A 21495-nucleotide genomic window follows, 5' to 3' on the forward strand; every position below is an offset into this window, starting at 1 on the left:
ATCATAAATAGCGCAACATTTAACGTATCCCGACATCGAAGCGGGAACATCACACGGAGGGGATATCCCATGAACTTCAACGCACGCCGTCACCATGTCCGCGCCGCATTGCTGGCCGCGGCTGCCGGTAACATCTTGATCGTCGCGGCGCCTGTCGCCGCACAGGTCGCGCAGCCCGATACAGCCACCAGCACGACCGCACCGGCAACCCCCGACCAGCAGGGCATCACCGGTACGACCACGCAAGCCGCTCCGTCGCCAGCCGATGCCACCGGACAGAGCGCCACCGCCGCCGATAACGGTCTCGGTGCGACCGACGAGATCATCGTCACCGGCATCCGCGGCAGTCTCCAGAGCGCGACCAACGCCAAGCGCAACGCCGTCGCATTCGGCGATTCGATCTTCGCCGAGGACATCGGCAAGCTGCCGGCGACCAATCTCGCCGAGACGCTCAACCGCATTCCCGGCGTGCGCCTGAACCGCGACATCACCGGCGAAGGCGTCCAGGTCGCGATTCGCGGTCTCGGCCCGAGCTTCTCCAAGGTGTTGCTCAACAACACGCAGATCGCGATCGCGTCGGACGGCGGCACCAATGGCACCGGCGGCGGTAACCGCGAGGTCGATCTCGATTTCTTCCCGTCCGAACTGTTCACGCGCCTCGACGTGCTGAAGTCGCCCGTCGCGTCGACGCTGGAAGGCGGAATCGCCGGTACGGTCAACCTGCGCAACGCACGGCCGTTCGACAATCCGGGGACGCACCTGACGGTCGTCGGGCAGGGCCAGTATAACGACACCAACAATCGCTTCGGCCCGCGTGGCGCGATCGTCGCCAGCAAGACCTGGGACAAGTTCGGCATCCTGATCGGCCTTCAGGGCGTCGACCAGAAGACGCGCGTAGATGGCTTCGAGACGGTCGGCTACACCGACGGCAACGTCCCGACGGGGCGGCCGGGCGTCGGCGACGTGGGCGGCAACGGCTTTGCCTATGCGCCGGTCGTGCCGCGCAACACCGGCTTCGGCTTGACGCCGGGCGCACCCGTCAATCTCGGGGCGACTTCGGGGCTGACCGATACGCAGATCCGCAGCGCACTGATCCCGCGTCTCGGCCGCAACAACGTGACGCAGGGGACCCGCTCGCGGTATTCGGCATTGCTCGCACTCGAGTTTCGCCCGACCGACACGCTGAGCTTCGCGTTCGACGGGATCTACGCCAAGTCGAAGCGCGATTACGTCAAGTCGAACATGAACTGGTACGTCCGCAATTCGGGCCCCGGCACCGATCCGACGTCGACCGGCGGCATGGTGCCGATCAACCTGACTGTCGATGCGAACAACGTCGTCACCAGCGGTACGTTTGCGAACTCGGTGTTCTTTCTAGAAGAGAGCATCTTCCGCCAGACCACCGAATTCTACAATGTGAACCCGAGCGTCACCTGGGCACCCAGCGACACGTTCAAGGTCGAGGCGCAGGTCAATTACGGCAAGAGCACGTTCTACCGCGAACAGCCGAGCTTCCTGATCCAGACTCCGCGCGAAACCGGCATCAACGCGTTCTACGACAATACCGACAGCAACAATCCGCAGCCGATCATCACGTCTAACGTCGATCTCGGCGATCCGAACCTCGGCTGGAAGTGGTATCGCCAAAACGTCCAGAGCGTCCGCCGCGAGACCGAGACCAAGGGCGCGCATGTCGACGTCACGCTCGGCGATGCGAACATGAACCTGAAGTTCGGCGGCGCCTACGACAGCGCGCTACGCAACGTCCGCGCCTACGACAATTCGACCGCGTACCAGACGGCGGTGTGCGGCGCGACGTGCGACGGCACCACCGGCAGCGTCACCAACGCGCAATTGTCGCAGTATCTGCAACGCCTCAACGTCACTGATATCGGCAAGCTGTCCAAGGGCAATGTCGGCTACACCAGCATCATCTCGACCAAGCTGAAGGAGTTGCAGGCAGCGACCAACTACCAGTCGTTCCTCGACAACGCGCCCGAAGCGCGTGGTTCGGTGACCGGCGGCACGACCGGCGACATCCTCGAGAAGACGTTCGGCTTCTACATGGAGGGCAATGGCGTCAGCGAGATCTTCGGTCGCGAACTGCGCGCCAATGCCGGCGTCCGCTACGTCCATACCGACCAGCGCGTCGCCGGCCCGGTCCAGGTCGCGGCGGGTCTCGTCGACGTGATCCAGGACTCGTCCTACGAGAAAGTCCTGCCGTCGCTCAACCTGACCTATGACGTGGCTAACCGCCTGAAGCTGCGTTTTGCCACGTCGATCAGCATGACGCGCGCCGATGCGGGGTCGCTGCTGCCGGGGCTGACCTTCTCCGATCAGGGCGCGCAGGTCGCCACCGCGGGCAACCCGAACCTGAAGCCCTACACGTCGGAGAACATCGACCTTGGCGGCGAATATTACACCGGCGGCATCGGTTATGTCGGCGTGTCGTACTTCCGCAAGAACATCGACGGATTCACCGCGAACATCCAGTCGACGGTGCCGTTCACCTCTCTGAACCTGGACTTCAGCACGCTGACCACGACGCAGCAGCAGGCGATCAACGGCCGCGGTGGTCCCGACGTCGCGCAGATCGTCGTGACGCAGCCGGTCAACCTGAACCAGCTCAAGATTCAGGGCGTCGAGGCGACCTGGGTCCAGCCGCTCGACTTCCTCGTTCGCGGGCTCGGCTTCTCGGCGAACGGCACGCGGATCACGCAGAAGTCGGATACCGGGCTTGTCGCCTCGGGCATCGCGCCGTGGAGCTACAACCTGCAGGGCTTCTACGAAGGCCACGGCGTGTCGCTCAGCCTGAACTATGTCTGGAACGACGAGTCGATCGCCGCAAACGGTCCGCAAAACAACATTCCCGTGCCGCTGCGAGCCGATGCGCGCGGCCAGTTCGATATCTCTGCCGGATATCAGCTGCCGTTCTTCGACAACCGCGTGCGCCTGACGCTCGACGTGCTTAACATCACCAACGAGCCGCTGCGCACCACCTTCGGCTACGACAACGCAGCCTACAGCGTCTATTATCCGGGTCGCCAGTTCCTCGCCGGCATCCGCGCCAAGTTTTAAGTCTCCTCTCCCGAGGAACCTGCAGGGTCGGTCCGAAAGGGCCGGCCTTTTTTGTATACGTATCGCCTATCTCTTCGGTCGTCGCAGCCTGCGTTGCTTGCCTATCCTATGATAAGGGTGGGGTGATGCCATTTTGTCACGAATATGGTTGATAATCTGCGGGCAATTCGTCGGCTTATCAATCGACTGCCGATCTGATCCATTTTGGACCAAGGCTTATCGGATCGAGAGCGAAAATAGACAGATATCTCCTGTTGAAGATGCTTGCCACGGTCTCGGTAAGGTCTATGTTAGCGCTCGCACAGCCGGCGTACGATCGGCGTGAGGGTATCCGCAGTCATCAAGACTGCGATCAAAAGGGGATGATCATGAAGGCTAATAGTCTTTCGTCGGCGCTCGCGCGTTCGGCATCCGTCATAGCGGTAGCGTATTGTCTTACGGTATCAGGCGTTGCGTCTGCACAAGCTCAGACGCAGGCCGGCGCCGACGCCACGAATGCACAGCCGACGACGGCACCGGGCACGACGGCAGACCCCGCGGCAGCGGCTGGTCAGTTGACCCAGCCGCAGACCGCGCCCTCGTCCGAATCTTCTCTTGCTGCACAGGCCCCCGCGAGCGACGAGATCGTCGTCACCGGCGTCCGTGCCAGCCTCGAACGGTCGATCGCGATCAAGCGCAACTCGACCGGTATCGTCGACGCCATCTCGGCGGAGGATATCGGCAAGTTCCCCGATACCAACCTCGCCGAGTCGCTGCAGCGGATCACCGGCGTCTCGATCAACCGTACCAATGGCGAAGGCGCGCTCGTCACCGTCCGCGGCTTCGGCCCGAGCTACAATCTGGTAACCTTGAACGGCCGCCAGCTCGCGACCGCTAACGTGCAGGTCGTCGGCGGCGATCAGAATTCCGATGGCGCGCAGGGTGCGAGCCGGTCGTTCGACTTCTCGAACCTCGCCTCCGAAGGCGTCCGCACGCTCGAGGTCTACAAGACCGGCCGCGCGTCCGTGCCGACCGGCGGCATCGGCGCGACCATTAACGTGGTCACACGCCGTCCGCTCGACGGCAAGGGCGGCCTGACCGGCAGCATCGGCGCGAAGGGCGTGTACGACACCAGCACCAATGGTTGCCTGGATTGCGGATCGAAGGTCACCCCGGAGCTTTCAGGCGTACTCAGCTGGGCCGATCCCACCGACCGGTTCGGCGTGTCGCTGTTCGGCAGCTACCAGAAGCGCAATTTTACCTCGATCGCGGCGACGTCCAACAATTGGAACATCATGCCGTACAGCACCTTCCTGTCCGGAGGGTTCGTCAAATCGGATGGCAGCACGAAGATCACTGGCGGGCCGAGCGACCCGAACCAGCTCGTCGCGATCCCTAACGACAGCCGCTATCACTATGCGGAAGGCAGCCGCGAGCGCATCAACGGCCAGGCGGTGGTCCAGTTCAAGCCGATCGAAACGCTGACCCTGACTGCCGACGCTCTGTTCGCGCAGAACACGCAGAAGGAAGTCCGCTCGGATCTGTCCAACTGGTTCAGCCGGCCGTTCGACGAGGTTCGGTTCGACGCCAATCCGACGGTCGCCACCGCGACGTATCTGCATGAAACGATCAACGGCGTGAAGGACGAAGGCTTCGAGGCGCAGAACCGCGGTCAGAAAAGCCGGATTCAGGATTTCGGCCTGAACGGCAAGTGGGAGATCACCGACAACTTCACGTTCAATCTCGATGGCCATTATAGCAAGGCGTCGAGCCGGCCAGACAACCCCAACGGCAACAGCTCGACTCTGGTTGGCATGGCGGCCAACGTCGTTTCCTCGCATTCGGTGGATTATTCAGGTGGTATCCCGGTGCAGGATATCACCCTGTCCGGCCCGCTTACGGTTGCTCAGGTGGGTTCGCAGATCGGCCGCACGTATGCGTCTGCGCAGGATCAGCGCGTGAAGGAACTGCGCGGCGATTTCGGCTGGGATCTCGGGGGCGGCAGTCGCTTCGATTTTGGCGGCAACCTCCGCAACACCAACATGCATCAGACGCGAACCACGACGCAGCAGGTTCTCGGAGACTGGGGTATCACCAACCCCGGCGACGTGGAACGGCTCGCGCCGGGCGCGCTTCAGGCGTTCTGCCTCGTCTGCAAATTCAAGCATTACGATCCCGGCAGCGATCCGGAATCGCAGACGGCATTCCGCGGTGATGCAGCGTCCATCTACTCGGTTCTGTCGCCGTTCTACAGCAAGGCCGGCAATCTCGTCGGTACCACCGCCACCGAAGACAATCGGGTCCGCGAGAAGATTTGGTCGGCGTATGGCCAGGTTACATGGAAGGGTGAACTCGGGCCGTTACCCGCGACGCTCGTGGCCGGCGTGCGCTACGAACACACGAAGTCCACGTCGCGATCGCTCGTCGCCGTGCCTGCTGCGATCAACTGGGTTTCGGACAACGACTATACCCTCACCATCTCGAACCAGAGCAGCTTCCTGACGGACGGCGGATCCTACAATAATTTCCTGCCCTCGATGGATTTCCAGGTCGAGTTGAAGACCAATCTGATCGGGCGCCTGTCGTTCAGCAAGACGATCGCGCGGCCGGAATATGGCAATTTGTTCACCTCGACCAGCGCCAACGGGCCATCGCGACCGGTCGCCAATGGCGGTATCCCGAGCGGCACGACGGGAAATGCGCGGTTGATCCCGCTCGAATCGGACAATCTCGATGCCTCGCTCGAGTGGTATTACAAACCGGACAGCTACGTCTCGTTCGGTGTATTCGACAAGCGGGTGCGCAACTTCATCGGCAACGGCCAGTTCACCACCGAACTGTTCGGACTGCGTGATCCGAGCTCGGGCGCGCCGGGAACGCGATCGGGACAGGCCAGGGCGGCGTTGCAGGCGCTTGGTGCCGATCAGAGCGACGTGAACCTGTTCGTGCTGACGGCGTTGCTGGACCAGACCGGCTCGATCGGCGCGGCCACCACGGTGTTCCAGGCGAACTATAATGGCGCCACCGGCTCGCTGAACAACGATTTCGTCACGCAGATCAACAACAGCCGTGACGTGATCGCGAACGGGACGGACGTTCTGTATCAGTTCCAGCTCACCAGGCCGGTCAACAACAAGGATGCGGAAATCTACGGCTTCGAAGTCGCAGGCCAGCATTTCTTCGGATCGACCGGTTTCGGCGTTAGTGCCGCCTATACGCTGGTGCGGGGCGATGTCGGGTTCAACATCGGCGGGCTCCCGTCGGAGAACCAGTTCGCTCTGCTGGGCCTGTCGGATACGTTCAACGCGACGCTGATCTTCGATAAATACGGACTGTCCGCCCGGCTCGCGTATAACTGGCGCGACAAGTTCCTGTCGGGCATCAACCGCCAGGACTCGCGCAATCCGGAGTTCACCAAGCCGTTCGGGCAGCTGGATGCGAACATCAGCTACGACATCACGCCGCGCTTCGCGGTGTCGATCGAAGGCATCAACCTGACCGAGCAGAAGCTCCGGACCTATGCGCGCGACCAGAACGAGCTCTGGTTCGGACAGGAACTGCGCCGCCGCTTCCTATTGGGCGGTCGCTTCCGCTTCTGAACGGACGTGGGGTTCGGCGGGCGACGATGTTCCCCTCCCAAGCCGGGGAGGGGGGCATCGCTCCCCGGGATACCACCGTGCGGCACTGCCCGATCGGTATCGCACGGAGCCGGCCAACGATACGGCGATATGACTTTCCTAGCCACGCGGTGCGGGACTCGATACGTCTTGGGAACATGCACTGCCTTGAGACATCTCCACCACCCAGGGAAGGCCGGAGCCCAATTGGGAGGCGCTTTTGGAACAGTGGTGGCTCGTTACTCTCGCGACCTCACGAACCTACAAGGCTCATGGACAAGGCCCTGAATGCGCGCACAAGCAAACGACTTGAGGTCTACGAAGCGCACAGCGGCCCGCGCCGGATTGCGTGCCGCAACCGCGCTCTGCATGATGTCGCGGGTATCAGGACCATGGTTTACGAGAGGCGCATCGTGACGAATATTGTCCTTCTGAATAACGTCGATCATCAGGATCTGAGGGTCGCGACGGGCCACGGACCCGAATTCGGCGACGCCGTGAACCAGGTGCTGGTCTTCCCGACCGAATGGCAGGATCTGCAACGCGAATACCCGATCCTGTTCCGACGCTCGGAAGAGGGGCGGTTCCAGTCGGTCGCACTCGTCGGGCTGGATCGTGACGAGAATTTGTTTCTCGGCGATGGCGTGTGGCACGCGCGCTATGTCCCGGCGCTTCATCAGCGTGGGCCCTTCTCGATCGGTCTGACCCGCGCCGAGGACGGCAGCGAAGCCGAGCCGATGGTGCACGTCGACATGGATTCACCCCGTATCACCGTGCGCGGCGACGGCGTTCCGGGGCAAATGGTCTTCCTGCCGCATGGCGGCAACAGTCCGTATCTCGATGCCGTATCGGACGTGCTCGGACGCATCCATGACGGGGTGATCGCAAACGATCCGATGTTCGACGCATTCCAGGTCGAAGGCCTGATAGAGCCCGTCGCGCTCGAGATATTCCTCGACGAGACGAACAAATACACGCTCGACGATCTCTACACGATCTCGGCCGAACGGCTTGCCGCGCTCGATGGCGAAGCCCTGGCGCGCCTCCACGCACCCGGATTTCTCCAACTCGCCTTCTTCGCGATCACGTCGCTGGGAACCGTCTCGCGCCTCATCGAGCTCAAGACCAGCCGGCTCGCGGCGCGGTGACTTACCCCGATACCTTGCCGGCTGTTCGCACGATCGAGGGCGCGAAACGCCGTGAGATCGGCTTCGGCTCGCTGATCGAGGCTGGCGAACCGGTCGTGCTGAAGGCGGTGGCGACCGATTTGCCGCTGGTCGAGGCCGGGCGGAAGGGTGCGGGTGCAGCGATGGCGTATCTGTTGCGCTTCGATGCGGGCCGTCCGGTCGTCGGCTTCGTCGGCGAGCCTCGGATAGCGGGGCGCTTTTTCTACAACGAAGACGTCACGGGCATGAATTACGCGGCGAGCCGCGCGCCGCTGGCCGATTACCTCGACCGGATCCGCGCGGGCAGTGCCGGAGACGAGGCGCCATCGGTGTACCTCGGCTCGACCGACGTCGACACATTCTTCCCGGGTTTGCACGCCGAGAACCCCGTCGTGGCCGAGGGCGATCTGCCCGGTTCCGGCACGCCGCTCGCCAGCCTCTGGTTCGGCAACCGTACGACCGCGGCCGCGCACTGGGACATGTCGAACAACGTCGCCTGCCCGTTGGTCGGCCGGCGTCGTTTCACGCTGTTCCCCCCCGATCAGGTCGCGAACCTCTATCCGGGCCCACTCGAACCGACCCCCGGCGGGCAGGTCGTCAGCATGGTCGATTTCGTCGATCCCGATTACGACCGCCATCCCGGCTTTCGCGATGCGCTGAAAATGGCGCAAATTGCCGAACTCGATCCGGGCGACATCCTCGTCTACCCCGCCTTGTGGTGGCACCGGGTCGAGGCGCTCGACGAATTCAACGTCATGATCAACTATTGGTGGAACGACGTGCCCGCGTTCGTCGACACGCCGATGACGACGATGCTGCACGCGCTGCTGAGCCTGCGCGATCGTCCCGAGGGCGAGAAGCGGGCGTGGCGCGCGCTGTTCGACTATTACGTCTTCGGCCCCGCCGAACGCGCCGGCGAACACCTGCCGCCGCATGCCCGCGGTCCGCTTGCGCCGCTGGACGACACCGCCGCGCGACGACTGCGGGCGCAAGTCCTGCAGCGTCTTAACAGATAGGATGGCCATGACGGACACACCGAAGCGGACCCGCGTCGTGATCGCCGGTGGCGGCACGACCGGCTGGCTGGCCGCCGCTGCCTTCGCGCAGCAACTCGGCGCGCTGATCGACGTCGTCCTGGTCGAATCCGAGGAAATCGGCACGATCGGCGTCGGCGAGTCCACCATCCCGACGGCGCGTGCGTTCCACCGGCTGATCGGGATCGACGAGCAGCGGTTCATGGCCGAGACCGGTGCCACCTTCAAACTCGGCATCGCGTTCGAGAACTGGGCGCGGATCGGCGATCGCTACATCCACGCGTTCGGCGAAACCGGCCAGTCGACCTGGATGGGCGCCTTCCACCATTTCTGGCTGCAGGCGCGCGAAGGCGGTTTTGGCGGGGACCTCGGCGACTATTGCCTCGAACTCCAGGCGGCGCAGGCCGGGCGGTTCGCGACGGGCGGCAACGGACCCGAACTGAGCTACGCCTATCACCTCGACGCTGGCCGCTACGCGCGCCACCTGCGCACGGTTGCCGAGGGGGCAGGCGCACGCCGCACCGAAGGGTTCATCGACCGTGTCGAACAGGACGGTGAAAGCGGCGATATCGCAGCGCTCGTGCTGCGTTCGGGCGAGCGGATCGAGGGCGATCTGTTCATCGACTGCACCGGGTTTCGCGCGCTGCTGATCGGCCAGACGCTGGGGTCGCCGTTCGAGAATTGGCGGCATTGGCTGCCGACCGACAGCGCCGTCGTCACGCAGACGCGCTCGGCCGGGCCGGCGGTGCCGTACACGCGCGCGATCGCGCATGGTGCAGGGTGGCGCTGGCAGATCCCGCTCCAGCACCGCGTCGGCAACGGACTCGTCTACGACAGCCGCCACCTTTCCGCGGACGAGGCGCATGCGCAATTGCTCGCCGAGGTCGACGGCGAAGTCCTGTTCGATCCGCGGCTGATCCGCTTCCAGCCCGGCCGCCGTCAGGACGTCTGGCGCGGCAATTGCGTTGCGCTCGGGCTCGCGGGCGGCTTCGTCGAGCCGTTGGAATCGACCGCGATCCACCTCGCGATGATTGGTATCACGCGGCTGCTCCAGGTGTTTCCGTTCGCCGGCAACCATGCGGCGACCGCCAAGCGCTACAACGCGCAGGCCGCGAACGACATCGAACGGATCCGCGACTTCATCGTCCTCCATTATGCGCTGACCGAACGCGACGACACCGCGTTCTGGGACGAGTGCCGGACGATGGAGATCCCCGAAACCCTGCGCGACCGTATCGCGCTGTTTGCCGAAAGCGGCATGGCATATCAGGACGGCGAAGAGATTTTCCGCATCGATTCCTGGGCGCAGGTGATGACCGGCCAGCGACTGACGCCGCGCCGGCATCACCGCATGGGCCAGATCATGGGCGAGCCGCGGTTGCGCCAGGTGATGGGCGACATGAAGACGAATATCGCCAGACAGGTCGCGGTCCTGCCGACGCATCAGGATTTCCTGCGCACCTATTGCCCAGCCGATGCTTGAGGACCGCGCACGCGAGGCGTTCCGGCCCGGTCGCCGCGACATGCTGTTCGGCGCGCTGGCGATGGTGGCCGCGCCGGCATTCGGCGCGGGGCTCGCGGACATGCCCGCCGAGCCCCGTATCCAGCGCCTATCGCCAGCGTTCGATCGGATGGTCGCGCCGGGCACGCGGATCGAGAGGATCGCCACAGGCATCCGCTGGGCAGAGGGGCCGGTGTGGGTCGAGGCGGGGCAATATCTGCTGTTCTCCGATCCTCCCGCGAACATCGTCCGGCGGTGGCGCAAGGGCGAAGTCGCCGTACCGTTCCTCGATCCATCCGGCGCTGGCCGGACCGATCCCAAGCGTATCCGCGAGCCTGGCGCGAATGGCCTCGCGCTCGACCGAACGGGCAAGCTGCTGATCGCGAACAGTGGCGGACGGTCGATCGATCGCGTCGATCTCGTCACGCGCCGACGCGAGGTGCTGATCGATCGCTATCGGGGCAAGCGGTTCAACAGTCCCAACGACATGCATGTCGCGCGCGACGGCACGCTCTATTTCACCGATCCACCCTATGGCCTGACCGACGGCGATGCCTCGCCGCTGAAGGAGCTGGCGGTGAACGGCGTGTACCGCTGGAAGCCCGGCGGCGCGGTCGAACTGCTGGCTGGCGACCTGACGCGGCCGAACGGTATCGCCTTGTCGCCGGACGAGCGGCATCTCTACGTCTCGGTATCGGACGAAGAAACGCCGCGCATCATCGTCTACGATCTGGATTCGAAAGGCGTGCGCAATCCCAGAATATTGCTCGACGCAAAGGCCATGAAGGCGAGGGGTGGGGCAGGGTTGCCCGACGGTATGAAGGTCGCGCGCGACGGCACGCTGATCTGTTCGGTGCCCGGCGGCATGATGGTCATGACCGCCGATGCGGAGCCGCTCGCGCTGATCTCGACCGGCGCGCCGATCGCCAACTGTGCGTTCGGCGAGCGCGGGCGGGCGCTGTACATGACGGCCAACGACCGCGTCCTGCGCCTGCCGCTCCGTGCGGGATGGCAAGGCTGAAAGCCCCGGCAGCGGCGGCCGCCGCCGGGGAATGGCCGATCAGAACCGGGCGCGGACGCCCAGGCGGTAGATACGGCCAAGCGTGTCGTACAGCGCCGGATTCACGTCGAGGCCGGTGTTGGTCTGCGGCGCGGGCTCCGGATCATGGTCGAACAGATTGTCGACCTTGAAGAACATGCTGACCTGCTTGGTCACGTTCACCGATCCCCCGAGGTCGACGTAGAATGCGCCCTTCATCTTGTTGTAGTCGATGGTCGGGTGGTTGGCGGTCGAGAGCGGGCAACCGGTGGTGCAGACGACATATTGGTTGCCGAACACCCCGTCCGAGAACCAGCGCTCCTGCAGGTTGATGCTGAAGACGTCGTTGTCGTAGCTTTGCGTTGCCAACCATTTCCAGTCCGGCGTGTTGCCGTTGTTGGCCCCGGCCTGGTCGACCACGTCGACGTTGGCGATCCCGGCGTCGACGAGGAATTCCTTCACATGCGTGCCGAGGATGCGGAGCGTGAAGTTGCCGGGAATGCCCAGCGGCTTCTTCCATTGATAGCTCGCCTCGATGTCGAACCCGCTGGTCTTCCACGACGCCAGATTGAACGGCTGGACGTTGATGAAATTGCCGCCCTGGGTCGGACTGTTCAGCACGAAGCCGCCGCAGAACGCCTGGTTGCCCTCGAAGCAGAATCGGACGATCTGGTCGGGCGACAGCGTCGAGACCACGCCGTCCAGCTTGATCTTGTAGTAGTCGAACGACAGGCCGAGGCCCGGCGCCCATGAGGGATGCGACAGGACGATACCGACCTCGGTATTGCGCGCGATTTCCGGCTTCAGATCGGGGTTGCCGACGGTGTTCTGGAACGCCTGCACGCCGCTACCGGAAAAGGGATTGGTAAAGTTCGGCAGCGTGGTGACGGTCGGTGCGGCGAACAGTTCGGACAGGTTCGGCGCACGGACGTCGCGCGACGTGACGGCGCGCAACCGGATGCCGTCCAGCGGCGTATCCCAGGTACCGCCGGCCTTCCAGGCCCAGACCGTGCCCGACGTGCTGTAATGCGTCACGCGGCCCGCGCCGTTGAGGTTGGCGCGGCCGATCGCCTCGCTGTTGAACAAGGGCAGGTTGAGCTCGAGAAAGCCTTCGTACACCTCGTATTTGCCGCGGCCGTTCTTGTAGTTGCCCGCTGCCCAGTTGCTGCCCACCGCGGAATTCAACAGTGGATCGGCGGGATAGGCGGTGCTGTTGGGGCTGACGTCGGCGACGCCTGCGCCGTAGGGGTCACCGTGGACTCGGTAGAATTCACGACGATATTCGCCACCGAACGCGACGGATAGCGGCCCGGCCCACAGGTTGAGCGGCTCTCCCGAGAAGTTGAGGCTGGCGACGTCCTGCGTCAGCTTGGTGCGCTGGAGCGGCCCATTGGCGGGCGTGACATAGGCGAGCGCCGATGCCGACGGCACCGCGCCGCCGAAGATGTTGATCGGCTGACATCCGGCGGCGCGCGCGACCGGATCGGCGCAGACGATCGCCCCGTTCAGCGTGATCGCGTTGGTCGCGGCGACGTAGCGGTTCTGAAGCACGGTATTCTCGACGTCGATCGCCGCCAGCGTGATGCCGTGTTCGTAATAGGCGTCGTAGGTCCAGGGCGTGCTGCCGATCTCGAACTTGCCCTTCAACCCGCCGACGAAGCGGTATTGGCGACGGTCCGTCTGGACCAGCGGATCGGGGAAGTTGCCGTTGCTAGTACCAAAGCCGAACTGCGTGATTCCGGGGGTGCCGGTGGCGGGATTGATCGCCGTCGCGCAGCGATCCCGCACCAGCTGTGGCAGAAACGGGTTGGCGCATTGCACGGTCAGGTTCGGGCGGCCATACCCTGGGCTCGGCTGGTTGCTGGTCTTCACCTGCGCGATGTTGACGGTGACGTAGGCCTCGTTGTTCTCGGCGAAATCGAAGCCGATCCGCCCGAACCCATTGAGCCGTTCCAGCGAGGATTTCAGCGACGCACCCGAGCCCGGTGCGCCCGACAGGTCGCCACCGACGCAGAAGCTGTTGGCGGGGAAGCAGTTGGTGACACCGCCGGTGCCGGTCGGACGACCGTTCGAGCCATAATTGAAGTTATACGGCGCGCCGCTCTGATCGAACGCAATGCCCTGCAACGGTCCGTTGTTGATCAGGCCGTAGCGCGCATATTGATAGGGCTGGGCATAGTCGCGATAGTTGAACTGCGGCAGGCCGTTGTTCGTCTGTCCGGTGTTGAGGAGCGTGGTGGCGCGGTACCAGTCGCGACCCTTGGCGAGGTCGGTGCCGAAATCGCCCGGGCCGACGCCGTCTTCGTCGTCATATTCGCCGCTGACGATCAGGTGCAGGCGATCGCCGAACAGCGCGGTGCCGAACGCGGCCTGGACCAGTCCCTGTTTGTCGTCGCCATAATTAGTGATGCCGCCCTGGATGTTCGCCTTGAAGCCCTTGAAGCGCGTGTCGGTGATGAAGTTGACCACACCGCCGACCGCGTCCGAGCCGTAGGAGGCGGATGCGCCACCGGTCACGACGTCCACGCGCTTGACCAGCAACTGCGGGAACATGCTGATGTCGGGCACGCCCGAGACGTTCGCGCCGACGACGCGCTGGCCGTCAAGCAGGGTCAGCGTACGGATGGGGCCGAGGCCACGCAGCGAGAAGGAACTGAGCCCCTGCGTGCCGCTCGACGTGCTGAACGTGCCGGTGGAGGCGCCGGTCGAGCCCTGCAGCGACGGCAACTGCGCGATCGCGTTGAAGATATTGGGTTGCGCGTTCTTGAGGATCTGGTCCTCGCCGATCACGGTCGTGGGCGTCGGCGCGTTGAAACCGCTCGACGTGATGCGCGAGCCGGTGACGACGATGTCGTTCGAGGTGGTCGACTGCTCTTCGGCTCGGGCGGCAGCCTGCGGCGCGAGAAGCTGGTCGGGTGCGGCCGGGTCGGCGGACCGGGTCGAGGCAGGCACGTCCGTCTCGGTCGAAGCCGGAGAGGTGGTCTGGGCAAATGCAGGGGTACAGAGCAACGCGGTCGCGAGTACGGCCAAGCTGGTAGCGGTACCACGGAAACTCCCGACGAATTGCCGATCGCGCGCGTGCCTGTGCATCATTCCATCCCCTAATTGCACGTACGCGTACCGTGTGTCCGGCTTGGCGACGTGTCGTTCCTAGACGTTCTTTACCGTAAGCCGGGGGGCGTATCATCTACGACCATGGTCGCAGTCGGGGGGCGGCGCGCCATGCTCGTCCGGCGAGCGATACCGATATCGCCGGGTCACGGCATCAGGCGTTTGCGCCCCTGCGACAGGTGCCAGCGCATCGCCAGTGCGGCGCCGTCCGCGTCCTGCGCGCGGATCGCCTCTACGATCGCGTCGTGCTCCTCCATCATCGCCTTGATGACCTCGGGCGCGCGTGACCGCGAAATCTCGACTCCGGCGCGCAGGATCTGCATCACCTGTTCCTGCAGATGATCGAAGACCGGCAGGAACGCAGCATTGGAGGTCGCCTCGGCGATCGCGCGGTGCAGCACCCAGTCCTCGTCATGCGCGGGCGCGTTGGACAGCAGCGCGGCGCGCAACGCCTCGAGCGCCTTTTCGATCGCATCGAGCTGATGATTCGACCGCCGCTGCGCCGCCAGCCGGGCGGCCTCGGCTTCCAGGACGAAGCGGACCTCGTACGTGCCCAGCGTCGTCGCCAGCGCGTCCATCGGCATGTGCGATCCGAGTCGTTCGGACGGGCGCCGCTTGACGAACGATCCCGCGCCGAGTCGCGCCTGCGTGATGCCGTCGGACGCCAGCCGCGCGAGCGCTTCGCGCACGATCGTCCGCGACATGCCGAACGTCGCGGCGAGCCGCAATTCCGACGGGAGGCGATCGCCGATCGCGAGCCGCTCGTCGATGATGATCTGGACGATGCCCGCATAGGCACGATCCGCCAGCCGGCCCTCGTTCGCGGCCGCTTTCTCCAGGCCGTCTTGCACCGGGTCAGACGACATAGCTGAGCGCCATGACCAGTGCGAGGCCGACCACCGATATGGCGGTTTCGAGCAACGACCAGGTCCGGAACGTGTCGGCCGTGCTCGTGCCGACATAGCTCTTCACCAGCCAGAAGCCCGGATCGTTGACGTGGCTGAAGAAGACCGACCCGGCGCCGATCGCGAGCACGACCAGTTCCGGCGACACGCCCGAACTCGCGACCACGCCGGGCATGATCCCGACTGCGGTGATCGTCGCGACCGTTGCGGAGCCGGCGGCGAGGCGGATCGCCACCGCCACCAGCCAACCGAGCAGCAACGGCGAGATCGCGTACATCAGCACGGTCCGCGCGAGCAGATCGGACAGGCCTGCGGTCACCAGCACCTGCTTCAACGCGCCGCCCGCACCGATCGCGAGCAGGATCGCGCCCGCCGCGCCCATCGTCTCATGCCACACCGCATCCTGGATCGCCGCCTCGCGCAGTCGTCGCCCGAACAGCAGCGGCAGCGCGAGGAGGTTGGTCAGCAGCAGCGCGATCACCGGATTGCTCGCCGCCACCAGCCAGGCCGCGCCCTTCATCCCCGGTACCATCTGGCCCAGTTCGCCGGTCGCGATCATCAGCACGGGGAGCAGCACGATCAGCAGCGACAGCATCCGCTGCGGCGGCGCGATGGAGAGGCCGGTGTCGGTTACGATCGGCGACGCGAGTCGCACGCCGCGCGTCGTCACCATCGCCAGCAACGGTCCGGCGATGATCGCGGTCGGGATCGCGATCAGGATGCCGTAGAACATCGTCAGGCCGAGATTGGCGCCGAGCGCCTCGACGGCGAGCAAGGGCCCCGGATGCGGCGGGACGAGCGCATGCACCACGCCCAGCCCGGCCAGCGCCGGCATGATGAGGCGCAACTTGGCGGCGTCGCGCGCGGCGCCGTCCTTGCCCGTCATCTCCTCCGCCGCCGCGACGACGATCGGCAGCAGCAGGACGAGCCCGGTCTCGAAGAACAGCGGCAATCCGACAACGATCGCGATGCCCAATGTGGCCCAGGGTGCGGCGCGCACGCCGGTAAGCTGCAACGCACCTTTGGCCAGCGACGCCGCGGCCCCCGAGAGGTGCAGCATCGCGCCGAGCGACAGGCCGAGCGCGACGACCAGCCCGGTCCCGCCGATGATGTCGCCGACGCCCTTCTGCACCGCCTTTGCGACGTCGGGCAGCGGCAGTCCGGCGAGCAGCCCGACGGTGAACGCGCCGCACAACAGGCCGATAAAGGGGTGTAGCCGGCCACGGACGATCATCAGCACGGCGAGAAGGATCCCCGCCAGCGCCGCGATCACCAGCCGCATGTCGTTACCGATCATCGGCGTGCGGCTCGCGGCTGTCCGGAACGATCCAGTGCTCTCGGCATCAACGCCCCTCCTGTCGGTCCAGCGGCGCCTTCGCCTGCTGGTGTAATCGAATATCTGTACGACAGGTCTTTTCGATCTGCCAACAGAAAAGGCTTGATTGCCCGTAAAGCTACGGCCCATACTTGGAACCTGTCCAACCGAATCCGCACAACCGGATCGCTGGATCAACAGCTCGAACCATAAGTCGCGGTGATGATCCACGGCAAAAATGGCCGAAGCACAGGAGGATGACCATGGAAGGGACTGGACCCGAGACGCGCCAAGCTGCGGCCGTTGCACCGACCACTACGACCCGCGCCGCGCTGACGCCGACTCAGATGCGGGTGCTTCGCGGCGTCCATTCGGGGCTGCTCAACAAGCAGATCGCGTTCGACCTCGGCATCGCCGAAGCCACGGTGAAGGTCCACATGACCGCGCTGATGCGCAAGCTCAACGTCCGCAACCGCACGCAGGCGGCGATCCTCGCGCAATCGCTGGCGATCTGACGCCCCCCCTTTTCGATCCTCCCCCGCAAGGGGGAGGTGGCGCGAAGCGTCGGAGGGGGAGGGCGCGATAACGTCGGTTGCTCTTACCTCCCCCTCCGTCTGGCAAGCGCCAGCCACCTCCCCCTTGCGGGGGAGGATACTAAGGCCCCCAAAGATACGACCTTCGTCGCAGATGAAGCAGGCCCTCACGAACGGTAGGACTATTGTCCTGATAACGGGAGATGGACGATGGTTGCGAAATGGCTGCTCTGCGGGACGGCGCTACTGATCGCCGCGCCGGCGTTCGCGAAACCCGCTACTCCCGCCAAGTCGGTCTCGGTCTATCTCAATCAGCCCGACGATCCCCGCGCGATCACCGTCAAGGGCGTCGGCGACGGTCGCGCGGACGACAGCGTCGCGCTTCAGCAGGCGATCGATACGGCAGCAGCCGGCGGCCATGGCGGCGTCGTATTCCTGCCCTCGGGGCGCTACCGGATCAGCCGGACGATCTTCGTCCGCTCGGCCGTCCGCATCTTCGGCGTCGGCCCAACCCGTCCCGAGATCGTGCTCGGCGACAACAGCGCCGGCTACGCATCGGGCGTCGCGGCAATGGTCAGCTTCACCGGCGAGGACCAGTACCGCGTCGGCAAGGCCCCCGTGCCGCCGCGCACCAGCGTGCCGTTCGACCCCGCGATCTTCGATGCGACGTCCAGCACCTTCTATTCCGCGCTGTCGAACGTCGATTTCCGGATCGGCGAGGGCAATGCCGGCGCGGTCGCGGTGCGCTTCCGCGTCGCGCAGCACGGCTATCTGCGCCACGTCGATTTCCACATCGGCTCAGGCCTCGCCGGCGTCTACCAGGCCGGCAACGAGTTCGAGAATCTACGCTTCTTCGGCGGTCGCTACGGCATCATGTCGGAAAAGACCTCGCCCGCGTGGCAGTTCACGCTGATCGACTCCGAGTTCCAGGGCCAGCGCGACGCCGCCATCCGCGAGCACGAGGTCGACCTGACGCTCGTCAACGTGGCGATCCGCGACACGCCGGTCGGGATCGAGATCGACCGCGGCTATTCCGACTCGCTCTGGGGCAAGGACGTCCGGTTCGAGAACGTGTCGCAGGCGGGCGTGATCGTGTCGGCGGAAAACAGCGTGTTCACGCAGATCGGCTTCGACAATGCGGTGGCGTCGAACACCCCGACCTTCGTCCGCTTCCGCGACAGCGGCAAGACCGTGGCAGGGGCGGGGCCAAGCTACCGGGTCAGCGATTTCTCCTATGGTTTGAAGCTGGCCGGCCTAGGCACCATCGGCAAGTATGCGACCGACATCGCGATGGCGCCGTTGTCGCGCCTGCCGGCACGACGCACGCCGGCGATCCGCGCGATGCCGCCGGTCCGCGAATGGGCGAACGTCCATGACCTCGGCGTGAAGGGCGACGACACGACCGATGACACCGCGGCATTGCAGCGCGCGATCGACACGCACCGCGTGCTGTACCTCCCGGTCGGCCGCTACCGTGTCACCGATACGATCAAGCTACGTCCCGACAGCGTCCTGATCTCACTGCACCCCAGCCTCACGCATCTCTACCTCCCCGACGAGACGCCTGCCTATATGGGCGTCGGCGGCGCCAAGGCATTGTTGCAGAGCGCGAAGGGCGGCAACGCGATCGTCTCGGGGCTCGGCCTGTGGACCGGCGGCGTAAATCCCCGCGCTACCGCGCTTCTGTGGAAGGCCGGCGAAGCGTCGATGGTCAACGACGTCAAGATCCAGGGCGGCGGCGGCACCGTGCTCACCAAGGGTAGCCCGATCGGCTTCGGCGATCCCCGCGCGCGCTTCGATGGCCAATATCCGAGCATCTGGGTCACCGACGGCGGCGGCGGCACGTTCGCGGCGCTCTGGTCGCCGAACACCTTGGCGTCGGCCGGCTTCTACGTCTCGAACACCAAGACCCCCGGCCACGTCTACGAACTGTCGGCCGAACACCATTATCGAGCAGAAATCGTCCTCGATAATGTCGAGAATTGGGAGTTCCTCGCGCCGCAGACCGAGCAGGAGGTCCGCGACGGCGTCAATGCCATCTCGACCGAGATCCGCAATTCGCGCAACATCCTGTTCGCCAATTACCACGGCTACCGCGTGACGCGCTCGATCAAGCCGATGGACGCCGCGGTAAAGCTCTACAACTCGGGCGATATCCGTTTCCGCAACGTCCATGTGAACGCCGAAAGCGGGTTTGCGAGCTGCGATACCAAGGGCTGCGGCACGTATCTGCGCGCGAGCAAGTTCCCGTTCGAAAACGCCATCAAGGATATGACGGGAGGCCAGGAGGTCCGCGAGCTCGAGTTCGCCAAGCTCGACGTGCCGGCAGCATCCGCGACGGCAGTCCGAACCCCGATACCGGCATCGCCCGGCGTCGAGAAACTCGCGGACGGATTCTATTCGATCGCCGGCGGCGCGGTCGACGCGAAGGGCAAGCTGTACTTCATCGATCGCCAGTTCCAGCGCATTCACGGCTGGTCGAAATCCGAAGGCCTGTCGATCGTCGCGGACGCCCCCGTCGACGCGGTGAACCTCGCGGTCGATCGGTCGGGCGGTCTGCTCGTCCTCTCGTCCGCCGGGCGTGACGGCACGGTCTTCAGCATCGATCCGGCCAATCCTGCCGAGATCAAGACGATCGCCCCGACGCCGGCCAGGGCGCGGCGCGGTGCGGCGACCGTGCTTCCCGTCAACGTCTGGGCAAATGGCGAGTTCGCCGACCGGATCGATCCCGTGACATACCAATATCCGCCCCTGGCGGACTTCTTCACCGGCAAGATGGGCGAGGCGAAGGCGCAGGACTATGTCTCGCCCGACGGGTCGCTGGTGCTGCCGGCGTTCCGCGTCTGGAACCAGGGAGCCGACGATCATCAGGGCTGGCGCTGGTCGGATACGCTTGATGCGAATGGCTTCGTCACCGCCGCGCCGGGCGAACGCGTCGTCCTGACCAACGCGTCGGAAAACCGCACCTATAGTGGGCTGGTCGGCGATAATGGCCGGGTGACCGACCTGAAGATCGTGGCCGATCGCGGCGGCGAGAGCGTGGCGCGCGATGCCGCGGGCAACCTCTACGTGGCTAATGGGCAGGTGTTCGTCTACGCGGCGGACGGCACGCTCGCCCGCCGCATCGACGTGCCCGAACGCCCGTTGCAGCTCGTGATCGGCGGCACCGATCACCGCACGCTCTACATCCTCACGCACCACACCTTGTACGCGACGGGGATCTGAGGCGCGGCGCAATCAAGGATTGCTGTCGCCCTGTTCGAGCACTTCGACACTGTCGCCCACCGCGATCGTGCCGATCTGCTCGGGCACCGCGTTCTGGCCGAACATGATGCCGCCCGCATTGGCGTGACCCATCGCGCGCAGCGTCGCCAGCGGTTCGTAGCCGTCGAGCCGTTCTCCGGTCAGCGGCTGCTGCGTGACGATGATGCACCGCGAACAGGGCCGTGCGATCCGCAGGATCGTCCCGCCGATCCGGATACGGCGCCAGCGATCCTCCGCCCAGGGTTCTGCGCCGGTGATGACGATATTGGGCCGGAACCGCGCCATCGTCACGCCGTTCGCCAGCCGATCGTTCAGCGCGGCGAGCGACGCCTCGGTGGTGACGAGCAGCGGAAATCCGTCGGCGAGGCTCACTTGTTCGCCGGGCGAGGACCAGCCCGGATGAATCGCCCGAACGCTCTCGTCATGTTGATAGGCCAGCCGCACCGAACGGCCGAGCGCCTCGCTCAGAAACGCATCGGCCTCGGGGTTGCCGAAGCGGACCATGACCCTATCGCGCCACACCGTCGCGGCAACGCCTGCAACGCCGTCGTCGGGGATAGCGGCTTCGCATGTCCCTAGTTCGGCCTGATGGAACAGGATCCGGCTGCCCTCGACCGAGACGGCGATGCGGGCCATGTCCGGCACTTGGCGGCGTGTGATGAACCGGTCCGCGTCGTCGACCAGCATCCAGCGACGGTCACCGGCGATGCCCCGTGCTTCGAGGTCTGCATGCTCCAGCGCATGCCCACCCAAGCTTTTCACGGGATAACGAAACAGGTTTGACGCGGCTATCATCGGCAGGGTCTATCAGGTTCCGCGTGCGTAGCATGCAAGGGTGTGCACTATGCAGGCGTTGGCCACCGTCGAGAAATCCAGCCGACCGCATTCGTGGTATTTCTGCGCTGCTCGCCCCGGATCGATGGGTCTGAACGTCGTGCGCGACGAGTAGAGTG

The 21495-nt window shown here is 65.0% G+C and carries 12 protein-coding genes; 8 read left to right on the forward strand and 4 right to left on the reverse strand.

Features of this window, described 5'->3' with window-relative positions:
- Positions 1 to 69 precede the first annotated feature (69 nt).
- From AC1MLZ_RS13710 to AC1MLZ_RS13735, 6 genes are all read left to right on the forward strand, one after another.
- Positions 70 to 3078, forward strand: coding sequence for a TonB-dependent receptor (locus AC1MLZ_RS13710; protein ID WP_480958956.1), 3009 nt, complete (start codon positions 70 to 72; stop codon positions 3076 to 3078).
- Positions 3079 to 3446: 368 nt separating this feature from the next.
- The gene (locus tag AC1MLZ_RS13715) at positions 3447 to 6656 is read left to right on the forward strand and encodes a TonB-dependent receptor (RefSeq protein ID WP_480958957.1); all 3210 of its coding nucleotides are present in this window, start codon (positions 3447 to 3449) and stop codon (positions 6654 to 6656) included.
- A 431-nt stretch (positions 6657 to 7087) separates the two neighbouring features.
- A complete protein-coding gene (locus AC1MLZ_RS13720) occupies positions 7088 to 7822 on the forward strand; it encodes a SapC family protein (RefSeq protein WP_480958958.1) in 735 nt (244 codons plus the stop codon).
- Positions 7819 to 8856, forward strand: a complete 1038-nt coding sequence (locus tag AC1MLZ_RS13725) for a cupin-like domain-containing protein (protein WP_480958959.1) — start codon at positions 7819 to 7821, stop codon at positions 8854 to 8856. Before AC1MLZ_RS13720 ends, AC1MLZ_RS13725 begins: the two co-directional genes overlap by 4 nt.
- Before the next feature lies 1 nt (position 8857).
- Positions 8858 to 10357, forward strand: a complete 1500-nt coding sequence (locus AC1MLZ_RS13730; protein WP_480958960.1) for a tryptophan halogenase family protein — start codon at positions 8858 to 8860, stop codon at positions 10355 to 10357.
- Complete coding sequence (locus AC1MLZ_RS13735; protein WP_480958961.1) at positions 10350 to 11396, forward strand: SMP-30/gluconolactonase/LRE family protein; 1047 nt, start codon at positions 10350 to 10352, stop codon at positions 11394 to 11396. Before AC1MLZ_RS13730 ends, AC1MLZ_RS13735 begins: the two co-directional genes overlap by 8 nt.
- A gap of 39 nt (positions 11397 to 11435) precedes the next feature.
- On the opposite strand, the gene AC1MLZ_RS13740 is transcribed toward AC1MLZ_RS13735, so the two are convergent.
- The 3 genes from AC1MLZ_RS13740 to AC1MLZ_RS13750 form a co-directional block, all read right to left on the reverse strand.
- Positions 11436 to 14504 carry a TonB-dependent receptor plug domain-containing protein gene (locus tag AC1MLZ_RS13740; RefSeq protein ID WP_480961559.1) on the reverse strand — a complete coding sequence of 1023 codons (3069 nt, stop codon included), beginning with the start codon at positions 14502 to 14504 and terminating at the stop codon, positions 11436 to 11438.
- A gap of 167 nt (positions 14505 to 14671) precedes the next feature.
- Positions 14672 to 15391 carry a FadR/GntR family transcriptional regulator gene (locus AC1MLZ_RS13745; protein ID WP_480958962.1) on the reverse strand — a complete coding sequence of 240 codons (720 nt, stop codon included), beginning with the start codon at positions 15389 to 15391 and terminating at the stop codon, positions 14672 to 14674.
- Positions 15381 to 16727: a GntP family permease gene (locus AC1MLZ_RS13750; protein WP_480958963.1), complete on the reverse strand. Its 1347-nt coding sequence runs from the start codon at positions 16725 to 16727 to the stop codon at positions 15381 to 15383. Before AC1MLZ_RS13750 ends, AC1MLZ_RS13745 begins: the two co-directional genes overlap by 11 nt.
- A gap of 281 nt (positions 16728 to 17008) precedes the next feature.
- On the opposite strand from AC1MLZ_RS13750, the gene AC1MLZ_RS13755 reads away from it, so the two are divergent.
- Both AC1MLZ_RS13755 and AC1MLZ_RS13760 read left to right on the forward strand, forming a co-directional pair.
- Entirely contained in the window at positions 17009 to 17260 is a 252-nt protein-coding gene (locus tag AC1MLZ_RS13755) for a helix-turn-helix domain-containing protein (protein WP_480958964.1), read from the forward strand.
- Between the two features lie 228 nt (positions 17261 to 17488).
- Positions 17489 to 20503, forward strand: coding sequence for a glycosyl hydrolase family 28-related protein (locus AC1MLZ_RS13760; RefSeq protein WP_480958965.1), 3015 nt, complete (start codon positions 17489 to 17491; stop codon positions 20501 to 20503).
- Between the two features lie 12 nt (positions 20504 to 20515).
- On the opposite strand, the gene AC1MLZ_RS13765 is transcribed toward AC1MLZ_RS13760, so the two are convergent.
- Positions 20516 to 21304, reverse strand: a complete 789-nt coding sequence (locus AC1MLZ_RS13765; protein WP_480958966.1) for an MOSC domain-containing protein — start codon at positions 21302 to 21304, stop codon at positions 20516 to 20518.
- Positions 21305 to 21495 lie beyond the last annotated feature (191 nt).

The sequence above is a fragment of the Sphingomonas sp. PEI4 genome (assembly GCF_056679955.1).

Excerpts from the sequence above, each read along its gene's own strand:
- AC1MLZ_RS13710 (WP_480958956.1), top strand. The coding sequence starts at position 70 with ATGAACTTCAACGCACGCCGTCACCATGTCCGCGCCGCATTGCTGGCC.
- AC1MLZ_RS13715 (WP_480958957.1), top strand. The coding sequence starts at position 3,447 with ATGAAGGCTAATAGTCTTTCGTCGGCGCTCGCGCGTTCGGCATCCGTC.
- AC1MLZ_RS13730 (WP_480958960.1), top strand. The coding sequence starts at position 8,858 with ATGGCCATGACGGACACACCGAAGCGGACCCGCGTCGTGATCGCCGGT.
- AC1MLZ_RS13735 (WP_480958961.1), top strand. The coding sequence starts at position 10,350 with ATGCTTGAGGACCGCGCACGCGAGGCGTTCCGGCCCGGTCGCCGCGAC.
- AC1MLZ_RS13740 (WP_480961559.1), bottom strand. The coding sequence starts at position 14,504 with ATGCACAGGCACGCGCGCGATCGGCAATTCGTCGGGAGTTTCCGTGGT.
- AC1MLZ_RS13745 (WP_480958962.1), bottom strand. The coding sequence starts at position 15,391 with ATGTCGTCTGACCCGGTGCAAGACGGCCTGGAGAAAGCGGCCGCGAAC.
- AC1MLZ_RS13750 (WP_480958963.1), bottom strand. The coding sequence starts at position 16,727 with ATGATCGGTAACGACATGCGGCTGGTGATCGCGGCGCTGGCGGGGATC.
- AC1MLZ_RS13755 (WP_480958964.1), top strand. The coding sequence starts at position 17,009 with ATGGAAGGGACTGGACCCGAGACGCGCCAAGCTGCGGCCGTTGCACCG.
- AC1MLZ_RS13760 (WP_480958965.1), top strand. The coding sequence starts at position 17,489 with ATGGTTGCGAAATGGCTGCTCTGCGGGACGGCGCTACTGATCGCCGCG.